This is a genomic window from Halomonas sp. SpR1 (genome assembly GCF_031010175.1).
In the GTDB taxonomy this organism is placed as follows: Bacteria; Pseudomonadota; Gammaproteobacteria; order Pseudomonadales; family Halomonadaceae; genus Vreelandella.
In genome coordinates this window covers 194034-209402 of the sequence record NZ_JAUAMB010000001.1, presented here as the reverse complement: position 1 = coordinate 209402, position 15369 = coordinate 194034, and the positions used below count along the sequence as shown (strand labels likewise).

At 54.1% G+C, this 15369-nt stretch carries 12 protein-coding genes; 1 reads left to right on the top strand and 11 read right to left on the bottom strand.

Annotated features, from left to right (window positions below; translation table 11 throughout):
- Positions 1 to 21: 21 nt before the first annotated feature.
- From QT231_RS01010 to gorA, 4 genes are all read right to left on the bottom strand, one after another.
- The gene (locus QT231_RS01010; protein WP_308335088.1) at positions 22 to 414 is read right to left on the bottom strand and encodes an ectoine synthase; all 393 of its coding nucleotides are present in this window, start codon (positions 412 to 414) and stop codon (positions 22 to 24) included.
- 103 nt (positions 415 to 517) lie between these two features.
- On the bottom strand, positions 518 to 1786 hold the full coding sequence (gene ectB / locus QT231_RS01005; RefSeq protein WP_211594332.1) for a diaminobutyrate--2-oxoglutarate transaminase: 1269 nt from the start codon (positions 1784 to 1786) through the stop codon (positions 518 to 520).
- A 106-nt stretch (positions 1787 to 1892) separates the two neighbouring features.
- On the bottom strand, positions 1893 to 2471 hold the full coding sequence (ectA, locus tag QT231_RS01000; RefSeq protein ID WP_088701452.1) for a diaminobutyrate acetyltransferase: 579 nt from the start codon (positions 2469 to 2471) through the stop codon (positions 1893 to 1895).
- A 224-nt stretch (positions 2472 to 2695) separates the two neighbouring features.
- Entirely contained in the window at positions 2696 to 4078 is a 1383-nt protein-coding gene (gene gorA / locus QT231_RS00995; protein ID WP_308335087.1) for a glutathione-disulfide reductase, read from the bottom strand.
- A gap of 217 nt (positions 4079 to 4295) precedes the next feature.
- Between gorA and can the strand changes: the two genes are divergently transcribed.
- Positions 4296 to 4943 carry a carbonate dehydratase gene (can, locus tag QT231_RS00990; RefSeq protein WP_308335086.1) on the top strand — a complete coding sequence of 216 codons (648 nt, stop codon included), beginning with the start codon at positions 4296 to 4298 and terminating at the stop codon, positions 4941 to 4943.
- Between the two features lie 42 nt (positions 4944 to 4985).
- Here can and QT231_RS00985 read toward each other — a convergent pair whose 3' ends face one another.
- From QT231_RS00985 to galU, 7 genes are all read right to left on the bottom strand, one after another.
- A complete protein-coding gene (locus QT231_RS00985; protein ID WP_308335085.1) occupies positions 4986 to 5513 on the bottom strand; it encodes a cytochrome c in 528 nt (175 codons plus the stop codon).
- 50 nt (positions 5514 to 5563) lie between these two features.
- Complete coding sequence (msrA, locus tag QT231_RS00980) at positions 5564 to 6196, bottom strand: peptide-methionine (S)-S-oxide reductase MsrA (protein ID WP_308335084.1); 633 nt, start codon at positions 6194 to 6196, stop codon at positions 5564 to 5566.
- Positions 6197 to 6207: 11 nt separating this feature from the next.
- Positions 6208 to 10275 (bottom strand): translocation/assembly module TamB domain-containing protein, encoded by a 4068-nt coding sequence (locus tag QT231_RS00975; RefSeq protein ID WP_308335083.1) that lies wholly within the window; start codon positions 10273 to 10275, stop codon positions 6208 to 6210.
- A gap of 9 nt (positions 10276 to 10284) precedes the next feature.
- On the bottom strand, positions 10285 to 12138 hold the full coding sequence (locus tag QT231_RS00970; RefSeq protein ID WP_308335082.1) for an autotransporter assembly complex family protein: 1854 nt from the start codon (positions 12136 to 12138) through the stop codon (positions 10285 to 10287).
- 104 nt (positions 12139 to 12242) lie between these two features.
- Positions 12243 to 13064 (bottom strand): hypothetical protein, encoded by an 822-nt coding sequence (locus QT231_RS00965; RefSeq protein ID WP_308335081.1) that lies wholly within the window; start codon positions 13062 to 13064, stop codon positions 12243 to 12245.
- Positions 13065 to 13073: 9 nt separating this feature from the next.
- Complete coding sequence (locus QT231_RS00960; RefSeq protein WP_308335080.1) at positions 13074 to 14366, bottom strand: nucleotide sugar dehydrogenase; 1293 nt, start codon at positions 14364 to 14366, stop codon at positions 13074 to 13076.
- Positions 14367 to 14369: 3 nt separating this feature from the next.
- Positions 14370 to 15260 carry a UTP--glucose-1-phosphate uridylyltransferase GalU gene (gene galU, locus QT231_RS00955; RefSeq protein WP_308335079.1) on the bottom strand — a complete coding sequence of 297 codons (891 nt, stop codon included), beginning with the start codon at positions 15258 to 15260 and terminating at the stop codon, positions 14370 to 14372.
- Positions 15261 to 15369: the final 109 nt, after the last annotated feature.

The window sequence follows — 15369 nt, the reverse complement described above, 5'->3', positions numbered from 1 at the left end:
TCTTATTTCACACTAGCAGGGTTATTCCGGCGCTGCGTAGGAGCCGTCTTCCTGGTGAACTTCATTACCAGTAATCGGCGGCGTAAAGACGCACGCCACGGTCATGCCCTTTTCCTTGCCGCGAAGCAGGTGTTCATCATGCTGGTCAAGTAGATAGATATCGCCTGCTTTGATCGGCCAGATTTTGCCGTCAGCCAGGGTTTCAACTTCGCCTTCACCTTCATAGCAAAACACTGCTTCATAGTGATTTTTATAGTGAATATGCGTCTCTGTGCCTGGAAAAATGCGGGTAATATGGAAAGAGAAACCGGCATTATCGCTGGCCAGAACAAGGCGCGTACTATCCCAGTTACCATTTTCAGCAGTCACCAGGCGCTCTGTTTTACGCGCTTCTTCAAGATTACGAACGATCATAGGAAGTACTCCGTTGCAAAACGACTGGCGACTACCAGCCGTTATATCCCTATCTAAAAAGACATCTAAAAACTGCGCGCGACTACTTCAGCGTAACGCCAAATTATTCGCTAGCAACAGCTTTAACGCACATTTCGAGAATATCCAAGCCTTCCAGCAGGTCTTCATCGCTAATGGTTAACGGACACAGACATTTCACCACTTCGCCGTCCTGACCGCTGGTCTCAATCACCAGGCCGTGCTCGAAAGCTTTGCTGGTAATTTTATCGGCAATATCACCTGATACGACGTCAATACCACGCATCAAACCACGACCACGCTCACTGGCAGGCATGCCGTGCTCCGTTAAGTGCGCCGCTAACTTTTGGAAGCGCTCCTCTACAATACGCCCTTTACGCTGAACATCGCGTTCAAAAGTGTCATTCGTCCAATATTTTTTCAAAGCTGCGGTGGCGGTCACCATCGCCAAACTGAAACCACGGAAGGTACCGTTATATTGTCCCGGCTTCCATTTATCCAGCTCTGGGCGCATCAGCACATGGGCAAATGGCAAGCCAAAGCCAGACAGCGATTTCGAGTTGGTAATAATGTCAGGCGTGATACCCGCATGCTCAAAGCTGAAGAACTTGCCTGTGCGGCCACAACCTGCCTGGATATCGTCAATAATCAGCAGAATATCGTGGGCACGGCAGATGCCTTCAAGACGCTTCAACCACTCCAGGCCTGCCACGTTAATACCGCCCTCGCCTTGCACGGTTTCGATGATGACACCTGCAGGGATATCCAAGCCGCCAGATTTATCGCTGAGCAGTTTTTCAAAATAATCCAGGGTATCGGTGTGCTCGCCCATGTAGCCATCGTAAGGAAGGAAGCTAGCACCCTGGGTGGGTATGCCCCCAGTGGCTTCACGGAATTTACGGTTACCCGTGGTCGCCAAAGCCCCCATGGTGACGCCATGGAAACCGTTGGTGAAGGTGACAATATTATGGCGGCCTTTAGCCACACGAGCCAGTCGGATAGCAGCTTCTACGGCATTGGTACCGGTCGGGCCAGGCAGATGCACTTTATAGTCAAGCCCGCGTGGCTTGAAGATAACGTTTTCAAGCGTTTCCAGGTAATCACGCTTGGCATTGGTCCACATATCCAAACCGTGAACCACACCATCAGTCGACAGGTAATCAATCATCGCCTGCTTCATATGCGGGTTGTTGTGGCCGTAGTTAAGCGTGCCCGCGCCGGCGAGGAAATCAATGTACTCACGGCCGTTCTCATCGGTTAAGCGCGCATTTTGCGCTTTGGTAAACACCACCGGAAAGGAACGAGAATAAGTACGTACATTGGATTCCATGCGTTCAAGCGTCTGGGTCTGCATTAGCGACCTCCTTGGTTGATCATTTTGACGTTAGGCGTTACTTGCCCCGAGTAGCATGAGCGGGAAAACAGTTAGTCCGATACGCGGTATCTAGCGAAACGGCGTATTAGATGCGGTCTGTTTGGAACGGGCCAATACGAACCAGGTTTTCCGGATCATGCTCTCCTCCGAGCTGTTCGGTAGAGAAGTATTCGCGGCTGTTGAGTGGCGCATGCCAGCGCGCAGCCAAGCGGCGAAACAAGCCCCAAGAGGCTAGATTGTCAGGAGTAATGGTGGTTTCAAGGTGATGCACATCGTCAAGCTCGGGGCGTGACATAATCGCCTCGACCAAGCGCCGGGCCAGACCTGTGCCGCGCGCTTTTTCACCGACAGCCACTTGCCATAGGAAGTAAGTGTCGGGAGCATTGTCCTTAACATAGCCAGACACAAAACCAACGATTTCACCCTCTTCATTGGTAGCGACTGCACAGGTATCACGAAACTGAGTCGCAAGTAGCAGGTAGGCATAGGCTGAATTCACATCCAGCGGTGGGCAAGCTTTAACCAGCTCGTAAACCCCCCAGCCATCATCCGCATTGGGTTTGCGAATAAACAGCGGTGTCTCCGCATGACCCACAACGGCATCGGCCACCGTTGGCCTGGCTAGGTCGGCAGAGGGGGTAAAAGGTTGTATCGGCGTACTCATAGTTATGCTTCGCTGTAGCGAATTTGATGATCATTATAACAGCTGATTATGAGCAATTCAAAAGCCATATTATTCTCTACCCCGCTTTCCATAATTTTTTGTTATAACTGGTCAATTCAACAATGCGACAGCTATCTCGGTCATTAAACGGCTATGGCTTTTAGAGTAGTGCACAGGCCAAAAAAAGGCGCGCCATATAGACACGCCTGCTTTAGCATGGGCTACTAAGTACGAGTGAGCGTACGCAGCGTAACGAACTCCTCTGCTCCCGTAGGATGAATGCCTACAGTGCGGTCGAAGTCCTGCTTGGTAAGACCAGCTCTTACTGCAATGGCAATACCCTGAATGATTTCACCCGCATCATCACCCACCATATGGGCCCCCACCACTACATCGGTGGCATCGTCCACGATCAATTTCATTAAGGTGCGTTCTTGGCTGCCGGATAGCGTGTGCTTCATGGCACGAAAATCAGTGCTATAAACACGAATATTGGCAAATTTTTCCCGGGCTGCCTGCTCGGAAAGTCCTACGGTACCGATGTTGGGGTGGCAAAAAACGGCGGTGGGGATCGTACTGTAATCCAACGGCTGGGGAACTGTGTCGGCAAAATGAATTTCAACAAGCTGCATCGCCTCTGCCAGCGCGACCGGTGTCAATTCAGGCCCAGCCGTTAGGTCACCTAGCGCTAACACTGAAGGCAGCGCTGTTTCAAACCGCGCGTTTACGGGGATTTTGCCCGCGTCATCCAAGCTTAATCCCAACGCTTCAAGCCCTAGATCGCGGATATTGGCTTTCCGCCCAGTGGCCGCGAGCACTACGTCGACTTCAAGCACATCGCCGTTAGTGAGATGCACGTTGTAGGCATCCTGGCTGAGCTCAATGCGCTCAATATTGGTATTGAAGTGGAGATTGACACCCTTTCTTTCCATTTCAGCGCGTGTGAACTCACGAACCTGCTGATCAAAGCCTTTCAAAAACAGCTCACCGCGGTAGATAAGGTGTGTCTCGCTGCCCAGTCCATTAAAGATGCTGGAGAACTCCACCGCAATATAGCCACCGCCCAGTACTAAAAAGCGTTTCGGGAAGGTATTCAGATCAAAAATCTGATTGGAATCGAGGGCGTATTCACTGCCTGGAAAATCGGGCACCCAGGGCCAACCACCGGTAGCGAGAACGATTTTGCGTGCGGTCACTGAAATGTCACCATGCTCGCCACTTAGCGTTACCGTATGGGCATCGGCCAGGCGTGCTCGAGCATTAAAGAGCGTGACCCCGGCCCCCTCCAGCATGCGCTGATAAATACCATTCAGTCGTTTTATTTCACTGATTTTGTTGTCACGCAGCGTGGCCCAATCAAAACTGGCGGGGCCGGGCAGTTGCCAACCAAAGCCAGCCGCATCGTCAAAGCTGTCATGGAAATGGGCAGCGTAGGAGTAAAGTTTTTTGGGAACACAGCCAACATTGACGCAGGTTCCGCCCAGGTAGCGATCTTCGGCAATTGCCACCTTGGCTCCGGTAGCGGCTGCCATGCGTGCAGCACGCACACCACCAGAGCCCGCACCGATCACCAGAAGGTCATATTCGTATTCTGAAACGTCTGCCATGCTTTGCTCCTGGGGAGTTAAATTCGTGTAAGTCAATCGTCGTATTGTCAAAGGGCCAAGTGTGGTGGTTGACCTGACTGCCCGGGGAGGTTAAAACCTTCAGCTGTACTCTTGTGCCGGCACATATTTTATAAAGTCCCTAATTTTATACTGAGTAGGGTTTGATATTCTGCTTACCTACCAGTGATTCAACCCCTTTAACCTTACTGGAAACGCTATGTCTGACCCTATTGCGACGCTACTCGATAATAACCGCGCCTGGGCTGAACGCATGTGTGAAGAAGACCCCGACTACTTTAAGCGTCTCTCGAACCAGCAAAACCCCGATTATTTATGGATTGGCTGCTCCGACAGCCGAGTGCCAGCGAATCAGATTATCGCTCTGCCGCCTGGCGAGGTTTTCGTCCATCGTAACGTCGCCAATCTACTCCACCACACGGATATGAACGCGCTATCGGTGGTTCAGTTCGCGGTGGATGTGCTTAAAGTCAGCCATATAATGATTGTCGGCCACTATGGATGCGGGGGCATTAAAGCCGCCATGATGGGAGGCGAATGCGGCGTGGTAGATTATTGGCTGCATTCGGTACGCGAACAGTACAACCACCACCGGAGCTCGCTGGAGCACCTCCCGCTTGAAGATCAAATCGACCGCATGTGCGAGCTCAACGTTAAAGCCCAGGTAAATAGTTTATGCCGCACCAAGATTTTACAGCGCGCCTGGCAGCGTGGTCAGCAGATCTCAGTGCATGGCTGGGTTTATGGGTTAAGCGATGGTCGCGTTAAAGACCTAAATTGCACCATCAGTGGTCTAGAACAAGTGGAAACGCTCTACCGTATTGATCGCATTCAGCAAGGCGACTAAGCGCCCTCCCCAGCGTCTACTTCTCCAAGACCTACCGCTGCGCTAGTCGTAGCGGTAGGCACGATGACAACTTTTACAGCTTGCCCCTACCTCTGAAAGCGCGCGTGCAGTATCACGGGGATTTTGTTGCTCGGCCACGTCTACCAAATTGGCGATTTTATCCTCAAGGTCGGTAAAACCGGCCGCAAACTGTTCCCACTCCTCCCATATAGAGGCCCGCGCTTCAGAACCACTGCCGTGTGTGCCCTCGATAAATGCAGGCAATAAACGTTGCGCACTGGCGCGCTCTTGCAGCTCCAGCAATCGCGGCGTTGCGGCCTCAATATCTTGATTATTGATTAGATCAAAGCGCAGCTGACGCACCAGACTCTCAATATCTTTAAGCTCTTCGCGGCGCCAAATCACGGCTTCGCGTTCGCTTGCGAATGGCGTATCGCTGACCGCCTGAGGCATGGCTAAGTCACTTGTCTCATTGTCTGCCCAAGCCAGCGGCGTGGATAAGATTAGCGCCAAGACGCTGACTGCCGCACAGCGCGGGGAAGCCCACTTTAAATGATAACGTTGCTGCATAATGGCTTCCTATCGATGATGCGTTGGTTAAATGGCTAATCAATTACTTTTTAACCTATTGGGCACGTGACGCCAGTCCCTTTTAGGCCACAGTAGCCATTGGGATTTTTATCAAGGTATTGCTGATGGTAGGCCTCTGCGTAATAAAAGGTTTCGAGCGGCTTTATCTCAGTGGTAATCGCCCCTCTTCCCGCCTTATCGAGCGCCTGCTGATACGCTGCCGCGCTCTGCTTGGCTGCCGTTTGCTGCGCTTCGCTGGTAGTGAAAATAGCAGAACGGTACTGAGAGCCAATATCGTTACCCTGGCGATTGCCTTGGGTCGGGTCGTGCTGTTCCCAGAAAACCTGCAACAACGTTTCCAGCTTGATTTGCTTAGGGTCATAAATAACCCGCACCACCTCGGTGTGGCCCGTACGTCCAGTGCACGTCTCCTCATAGGTAGGGTTTGGCGTTTCTCCACCGGCATACCCCGCCGCAGTGACATAGACGCCAGGCAGTTGCCAAAACAGGCGTTCTACGCCCCAAAAACAGCCCATACCCAACACAATCTCTTCGTGACCTTCGGGAAATGGCGGATGGAGCGAGTGCCCATTAATGGTATGCAGCTGGCTTGTTTCTATGGGCGTATCACGCCCAGGCAGTACACGGCCTGCACTTGAGATAGCGTTTGAAAATAGCGACATTTCGCCCTCACTTATTGCTGCTGTATAATTTTGGGATTACCGGAACGGGTAAAGGTATAGATCAAATCCACTGCTTGATTGGTACCCGATACGGCCTGCACATAAAGGTTACGCCACAGCGTGTAGCGCAGCGTTAGTTCGGCAATCGGCGAGAAAATTCCCACGCCGTAACTAATTCTAAGATCATCGGTAAGTTGACCGCTGACAGCAACTTGGCTGTCGTCGCCAGCACCGGCGGTATCCAGCGTCAAGTCGTCAATACCGAAGGCTTCACCAATTGAGCCCACCGCACCACCGGTGCGACCCAAGGACATACCAATGAGCGCGGTTGTCAAAGCGCTATCCATACCGCCACCGGAAGCATCTGGCGCGCGACCCCGTAATAGGTAAGAGAGTGCACGGGATTCATCCATTGGGGGTTCAGAAAAGATCATTACGTTCGGAGCTTCGGCGCTGCCGGTTACCCGCAAGCCCGCAATGACATCATCTTCGGTGACGTCAGGGTTGCGAATGGCCTCGAAGTCCAGCGTAGGCAGCCCCGGTGGGCCACTAAACAGCAGTTCACCGCGGCGAATAATCAGGTCTTGGCCAAACGCCTGGAAACGACCATCAACCAAATTAACATCGCCAAACAGCTGCAACGCCCCGCTACTTTGGCGAACTTCCAGCGCACCGCCTAATCCCGATTCCAGGCCGTAGGCTGAAATTTGCATATCACGGCCCAGGGTCAAGGTCACCAGCACATCAATGGCCATACCGCTGGCGGCAAGCTCATCCGCAGCGCTGGGGCCCTCCCCACTGGCAGCCGCACGCTGGGCCTCTATTTCCGCCTGGCGGTCGTCGCGCTCGGTAATAATTATTTCGTCGCTACTCGGCGTGACGGCCGATGAGGGCATATCGCCAATTTCAAGCCGCGCCCAGGGTAAATTGACGTCTCCCCTCACTTGCAGCCTTTCCGGCGTGACCCGGATACGGATATCCGGCGCTACCTCAAGACGGCCAAACTGCGGCAGTACAACCAAGATAGGCTCTTGGACGGCATTCAGGTCAACGCCAATCCGCCAATCATCTCCGCTTGGCCAATAAGCATCACCAGTGATGTTCAAACGCCCGCGCTCAGCGGCCAGATAACCGTTAATATCGCCCTCTTCACCATCGAAAGAGACCACCAGTTCCCCCCCCTGAACATCGACAGGGATATCCGGGCCACTTACCCCTATGCCGCGTAGGCCGAGCTGGCCCTGTAAGTCAGGAGCCGCAGTGGTGCCGGTAATTTGAACGCTGCCCGATAAATCGCCTTCCAATCGATCCATTCCCACCAGCATGGGCCGATAGGGTTGCAGCGACACATTGTTTGCGCGCAGCTCGCCTGATAATGCGCCGGCCCCTAATGGGTCATTGACCGACAGGTCTAAGTTGATGTCACCCGCCTCGGCAAGCGAGAGCGATACATTGGCATCCGCCTGAGATTGGGTGGCTTCAATCTGAGCGTCCAAACTGATTTCCGGCAGTTGGACTGGCTGGCCATAATCATTAACGGCGGTAATAGCGAGTTCGCTAAGAATTTGCAGCTCAGCCTGCCATCGCGCGCCGCCCTGCCGCCAGTTGGCGACGAGATCCGCGGTTGTGTCGCCCTCTAGCTGCCACTCCTCCGGCAAAAATGGCTCTAACATTTCCATTGGCACTTCGCGTACCGTAAGCACGGCGTTGCCCTGTTGTGCAGAAGCAACGATCGCCTCTTCGGAACAGACTAGCCCGCCCTGCTCACGGCGCAGGCAGAACGTCGACAGACGGGCCTCACCATTAGCTAAGTTGTAGCGCACGTCCATAGGGGCTTCAAGGCGAATATCGCCTGCCTCAGAATCGATTTCCAGCGGTGTCAAGCGAGCTTGATACAGCTGGCTCTGCTGATCAAAACGGCCATCCAAGGCAAGCTGCGCGCGGCCAAGAGCGCTGTTGTCGGCGCCTTGGGCGCTCAGCTCAAGCCGATGTTCTGAGAGGCGTCCAGCAAGGTTGGCCTGAATGTTTGTCAGCGACTGCCCTCCCGCATTGACGTTTTGTAGCGCCAGTTGGACATCGAGGTTAGGGTTATCGATGCCCTGCACATCGGCATCCAGCGTTAACCGCTCAACCCGGTTCTCGCCAAAACGTACGCCATCACCCTGTAAGTTGGCGAGTACTTGGGGCTGGTTAAAACTGCCGCTCGCCTCTAGCGTACCCACGATAGTGCCCGCCAAATCTGGCGAGAGGGTTTGCAGCTGGCGCAGGGCAATATCCGCATTTAACGACATCGCCTGTTGGCTGACTTGTCCCGCTGCTTCCAGGCGATTATTCCCCTGGGTGAATAGCAGCTCGTCAATATCCAATTCCAGATTGCTATTAGCGTCAAAGGTAGCTTGCAACGTTAGCGGGTAGTCGCGCAGTTCGCCATCAATCGCTAAAGTGGGCACGCTAATCGACCAATAATCCTCTTCTTGCTGGCCCTGATGTTGGCTAAGGGCAAGCTCAATATCGCCGTTTAAATTACCCTCTAGCTGGTCAACGAAGTGGGCAGGGTTAAACTGATCCAAACGAATACTAGCGTTAACCGTTAACGGTGCCAGCCAGCTAATATTACCTTCGCTGCGCAAAGAGCTTTCGCCAACCGCCAGGGTGAGTGGTTGCCAGCTAAACTGCTCAAGATCGCCCTCACCGGTGACGTTAATTTGAGTGCGCGGGAGGCTCGGCCCCTCAACCGCCATGGCGAGCTGAGCACTGTAAGCGCTAAGACTACCGGTTACCTGTAGGTTCAAGTCATCGACAATATAAGCTTGGGCTGTCTCTTCTTCGGTGCTTCCATCCACGCGGTCACCAGGGCTTTCATCTCCAGGCCCAGGCAAAGGCCACTCTGCTTGGTCACTTTGCAGCTGCAGTTGAAACGGAAGCGTTGGGGCTAGCGCGTCGACTTGCCCCCTGAGTGATGCGTTGACCGCACCGGAGGCATCCAACTGCGCTTCAAGCGCATCCAGTGGGCCAGACAGCGTCAAGGTTAACGACTCGCCGCTTAGCTCAGGGTAGATCTCAGGTAAAAACAGCTCGACCGCTAGGCGGGCTTCGAGTGGATAGTTACCGGTTAAGGTAGCGTTTGCGGTTAACTCCGCCTCAGCATCCTGGGTAACCACGGAAAGCTCGGTTACTTCAACGTTACTCCCCTCGGTCAGCAATCCAAGCTGCAGTCGCTCGACGCGATACTCGGTAGCCCCTTCCAGACGAAAATCGTTGAGCGAAAATTCAGGGAGCTGGATATCTACCGGTAGCGAGATTTCCGGCAGCTCCAGGCGCTCGCGTGCTTCAAGCTGCTGCTCTAGCGATTCCACCGCCGCCACGGCCTCTTGAGGTGGCTGGTTGAGTAATATAGCGGCATCAATGGCTTCAGCCTGCAGCGGTGTTTCAATACCCTGGGTTAGCAGCACACCCGAGGAGGGTGGCAAATAGACACGTGGCTGCTCCAAATGGGTTGACGAGAGGCGAACTGTGTTTCCTTCAGCGATGGCTGCCGAGCTTAACGAATGCCACGCTACTTCGGTACCATCGGCAAGCCTGAGGTTAACATCGTCCAGCAGCAGCGAACGTAGTTCGATGGGAAAAGGAAAACGAATAGCCAACGGGCTCCCCCCCTCTTCGGGAGGTGGCGCTTGCTCACTGGGTGGGCCTAGCTGGACGTCGGCGCCCACCACACGCAGTGTGTCGATGCATAAGCGCCCTGACAGCACACAGTCATCTGCCCACTGGAGTTCAAACTCATCCACGCTTATACGGGTTTCGCCCAGCTGTAGCTGGAAATCTTCGAGCTGAAAATGGTCGAGCAAGCCCCCTTCATGCTGCCCGTAGGTGAAAAAACCACGCTGCTCACCTTGGGAGAGCAGCACACCGGTGCCCCAGGGAGATAATGCAACCCCAACAACTAGCGCTACTATGCCAAACAGCCAAATGGGTAGAACAATAACAAGACGTACAAGGCTCCAGAGCAGGAGCCAAGCGCGGTATTGGGGGGACAATGTACGGCGTTTATCAGATGTAGCCGGTTCAACCTGCGACAAGTCTCTCTCCTAGAATTCAGGCCCGATGGAAAAGTGCAAACGCCAATCGTCTTCATGGTCGAAGGGGTGGGCAATGTCAAAGCGAATTGGCCCCACCGGCGAGACCCAGCGCACCCCGGCACCGGCCCCGGTTTTCAAATCATTAGGCCCCCAGTTATCAAAGGCGTCGCCGCTATCCACGAAAGTGGCCCCCCACCAATCACCCGTCACGCGGCGCTGGTACTCCAGAGTCGAGGTGAGCATTTGCTGCCCACCACGCAGTCGACCCTCGTCATTGCGAGGAGATAAGCTCTCATAGGAGTAACCGCGTACACTGCGGTCGCCACCCGCGAAAAAGCGCAGCGATGGCGGTATCTTGGCAAAATCATCGGTTTCAATGGCACCGACACTGACGCGCGCCAAGAAGCGGTTATCGCTGCCGACCATACGAATCCACTCCGTATCTCCCGTAATGCGAGCGAACTTAGCATCTGAGCCCCAGACGGTATCTGAGTACTCTAAAGAGAGCTGCTGACGATCACCCCATAATGGGAAGCGCTGGGGGCGCGTCCGGGTGCGCGACCACTGGATACCTGGGTAGAACAACCAAACCTGATCCGCTTCGCCGCCCTGCTCGAAATCCTCATAGGTAGTACGAAAATAGAGAGTTTGTACCCAGTCATTATCGAACTGCCATCGCCGAGCCAGTTCAACGGTGCCTTCTAGCGACTTGGTGTCGCTGTCGTCGACATTACGAATCCCGTATTGAAGCCGATAGCTGTCACGAAGCGGATCCTCAAGGGGCACGTTATACACCCCGGTGAAACGCTGCTCTGGGGCAGATAAATAGAGGTCGTGATCAAGGCTATGACCATAGCGGTTAATCCATGGTTGATCCCAACCAAAGCGCAGCCGCGGCCCTACATCGGTGGCGTAGCCAATACCCACTTCAAACTGATGGCGATCAGCAGGTTCAACACTGACATCGATCGGTAGTTGGGTATCACTGCGCTTATTAAGTCTTAATGCGCTGGCCAAGGCAGCACTGGTGACACGCGGGCGCTCTGGCTGAGAGGCGGTAGCCTCACTCCACCAGGGAGCTCCGCCGCCAGATGGAGAAATCGTCAGTTCCTGGGCGGTCTCAAGGCGTGGGCGCACCGAGACCGAACTAAACCAGCCGGTTTCAGCAAGCGATTGATTATATTTTGCTATGGATTGGGCTAAATAGGGATCGCCCTGCTCGAAAGGCTGCATGCGTCGCAACCTGTCTAGCTCAATATGACTGCCGGTGATAGAGGTTGCACCAAATTGATAGCGGGGGCCGCTATCGAAATTCATATAGAGTCGCGCACTTTGCAAATAGGGGCGTACTTCCATACGCCGATCGGTAAACCCCCAGTCAAAGTAGCCACGTTCGATAGCCAATCCTGAAAACTGATTGCTCAGCCGATCCCAAGGGGCATGGCGAAGTGCATCCCCTTCCTTTAATGGGAAGTTCTTTACGGCCTGTTGAAAAGGAGGGTCTTCACTTGCATCGCCTTCCACGTTGATTGACAGAATTTCAATTTCAACCTGGGGGCCCGGCTCGATTTCAAGCCAGACGCGCTCATCCGTGGCGCGTTCAAGGGTTATTTCAGGCTCATAGTAGCCATAAACACGCATTGCTTCCTGGGTGCGTCGGCGAATTTCGCCCTCCAGGCGCACCTCAGTATATTGCGCTGCATCGATGTTCTCTAAATAGGCTTGGATATTGCCTTCGACCTCATTGGAAACGCCCGCGATGGTCGCTTCTAACGCCCATGCTCCATGTGATACGCATAACAGCGGTAGCACTGCAAAAAACGTGCGTCCTGTGGCTAATGTCCATTGCCGTTGTCTTCCCATACATTTTTATCCCAACCTAAATCAGCGGCTTCATCGCCTAAGCATTGCAATGCGCTAGCACGTCAAAGATTAAGCAGTCGCACTTATACTCTCGATGCAATTCGTTAACGCAACATCTCTAACTGGGCACTGAAGGCAAGCTGTGCTTGTCGCACTTGGCGCACATCGCTTTCCAACGAATTCAGGCGTTGAGACCACTGTTGTTCCAGTTCTTCCAGGGCTGCTTGATCTACCGGTGCTTCCAGCGCTGCAACGGACGTTTCTAATTCATCAAAGCGATCCTCAATTGCCGCTCTATGGGCTGACAACTGCTCTTCCCAAGCACTAGTGACGCTGTTGAGTTGACTATCCAGCTCCTCGATTCGCTGTCCAGTCAGTTGCTCCAAATGGGATACCTCTGCAACGAGATTTTGACGCCCCGACGCCCCCGTTTGTTCCAAGGCATCAAGGGATTCCCGCACCGCCATTAACTGACTGTCGCGCAGTTCGGCTTGCTCCCTAAGCTGAGACAACTGCTGCATCAGCGTGTTGATTGAGTCGCTAGAGACCGTATCCTCGCTAGTGGTGAGAAAACCGTATAGCTCTTCGCGGGTGGCGGCCAACGATGTGGCAAGCTGCTCCTGCTCTTGGAAAAGCGTCGACATCTGAGCTTGTACAAAGGTTATCGTATCTTGTACGTCCGTGTCATCCGAATCCAACCGAGCATGCACATTGGAGACCTCCCCACTCACCCGGTGAATCTCATCGAGCAGCCGTTCACGTTCGTACCACAGTCCAACTGCCGCCGCGCCCAATAGCGCAATGATCAGTAACATACATAGCCATAGCGGCCATATTGTCGGCCCCTTTCGATGGCGTAGATGTTGCGCCGTCAAGCTTTGATCCACATCGGGCACAATACGAGAGGATGCGGTGGCGTCTGGCATGACATTTCCTCAAAGAGTCTTCGGGTCGGCACGACGGCCAATACCTCGGTACATTAATCCACAGCTGGCAACAAACTCAGGATCGTAAATATTGCGCCCATCTAATACGAGTTTAGCGTTTAATAGCGAGCCGAGTCGGTGCCAGTCAGGGTTCCAATACGTTTTCCATTCGGTCACTAGCATTAGGGCATCGGCCCCCTCACAAGCTTGGTAGGGGTCATGGGTATAAGTCATCAGATCGTCACGTTCGCCTACCAAAGCGCGCAGAGCAGGCACCGCCGCTGGGTCGTGGAGCTGAACTTTAACCCCCTGCGCCCAAAGCGCCTCAAGCAGCGTTAATACCGGAGCATGATCAATACGCGCAGTGCCGGGTTTAAACGCGGCGCCCCAAATCGCCACCGTTTTACCTGCCATCTCGCCAGCAAAGTGGGACCATAGCTTGCGGAACAGGGTCTCTTTCTTCTGCTCGTTGATATCCATCACCTGCTCAAGCAGCGCTGAATAGCGGCCACTTTGTAGCTGAACATCAGCCAGGCGAATCAAATCCCGTGAGAAATTAGGCCCGCCAAAACCACATCCGGGATACAAGTATTCAAAACCAATCCGCGAGTCAGCGCCCATGCCCTGCCGGACATGCTCAACATCCACCCCCAGGGTATCAGCCAAGCCCGCAATTTCATTCATATAACTGATGCGCGTAGCGAGCATGCCGTTAATCGCCAGCTTGGTGAGCTCCGCGGCGCGGCGCGGCATACACTGGAATACCTCGCTGCGGCGATTAAAGGCGCGTAATAGCTCCCTGGTCACCTGTTCGCCTGTGGCATCATCACAACCCAGCAGCCGCCTAGAGGGGCGGGTAAACGAGTCCCACGCCCGACCCTCTTCCAGCGTATCGGGGAGTGCCACGCTGGTGTGCTGGGTGCCCATCAGCGCATGCAGGCGCTCGGTCTCGCCGACTGGAAACGTTGAGTTATTGATCAGCACAATGCCCTGCTGATCAGCCAGTAGCGGATCTTCAACAAGCGTACTGGCTGAATTGCGCTGTGCGGGCGATAACGCCAGCCAGATGACTTCAGGAATGACCGCATCCTTCAGTTGATCAATGACCTGCAGCGTGCCCTCCGCCAAGCCCTGTTCAAGGTGTGCCATTAGTTGAGGTTCGCTACGTAGCCAATCCACTTGGGAAAGAGCTGACCAGGGCGCATCGGCATGGGGTAACCACTGCACCTGATGGCCCACCCAGGCTAACGCAGCGGCTGCCGTCGCAGCGCTTAACTCGCTACCGTAAAGTAACACCCGCATGGGCTACTCTCCCTGATGGTAACGTGACAGCAAGGCTTTGAAGCCCTCGCCAAACTCAGGATGCCGACGCGCATAGGCAAGCGTCGCTTCAAGATAACCCAGCGGCTGACCGCAATCGTAGGTAGTGCCCTGCATACGATAGGCCTGGACGCCCGACTGCTCACGTAGTGTTTCAAGCGCATCGGTCAGCTGAATTTCACCACCGGCACCGGGCTTCGTGGCTTCTAAAATAGGGAAAATATGGCCTGGCAGCGCATAACGGCCGATCACTGCCAAATTTGAGGGCGCTGCATCACGCTTTGGCTTTTCCACCATACCCACCAGATCTGCCGATTGATTAGGCGCGGGCACATCACCGGCTGGCGCCACGATGCCATATTTTTCAACTTGCTCCCAAGCTACCTCTTCCACCATCAGCTGTGCCGTTTGCTGTTGATCGTACGCTGCTAACATGCCCGCCAAGTCGGTCGCTGGGTTGGCACTGTTATCGACCAGCACATCGGGCAGCAGCACTGCAAAAGGTTCATTGTCGCCAATGATCGGGCGAGCGCAGAGCACCGCATGGCCAAGCCCTAACGGCACGCCCTGGCGAATGCTGATAATGCTGACATCATCAGGCACCAGGTTGCGCAACATCTCCAAAAGCTCGTGTTTACCTTTTGCTTCCAGGCTGGCCTCCAGCTCCGCGTGGGTGTCAAAGTGGTTTTCAATCGCGCTTTTATTACTACTGGTGACCAGTACAATCTCGCGAATCCCCGCGGCTATCGCTTCTTCAACGACATATTGAATGACTGGTCTATCGACAATCGTAATCATCTCCTTGGGAATAGCCTTCGAAGCCGGCAAGCAGCGGGTGCCAAACCCAGCGACAGGAAGTACGGCCTTGCGAATCATAGAGAGGTCCTTTTCATGCGTTCCGACACAGGAGTGGTTAGAATGTCCATAATACTGAAGGCGCGGATGGATGCCACCTCGCCAATGGACGATAACCAGTGCAAATGGA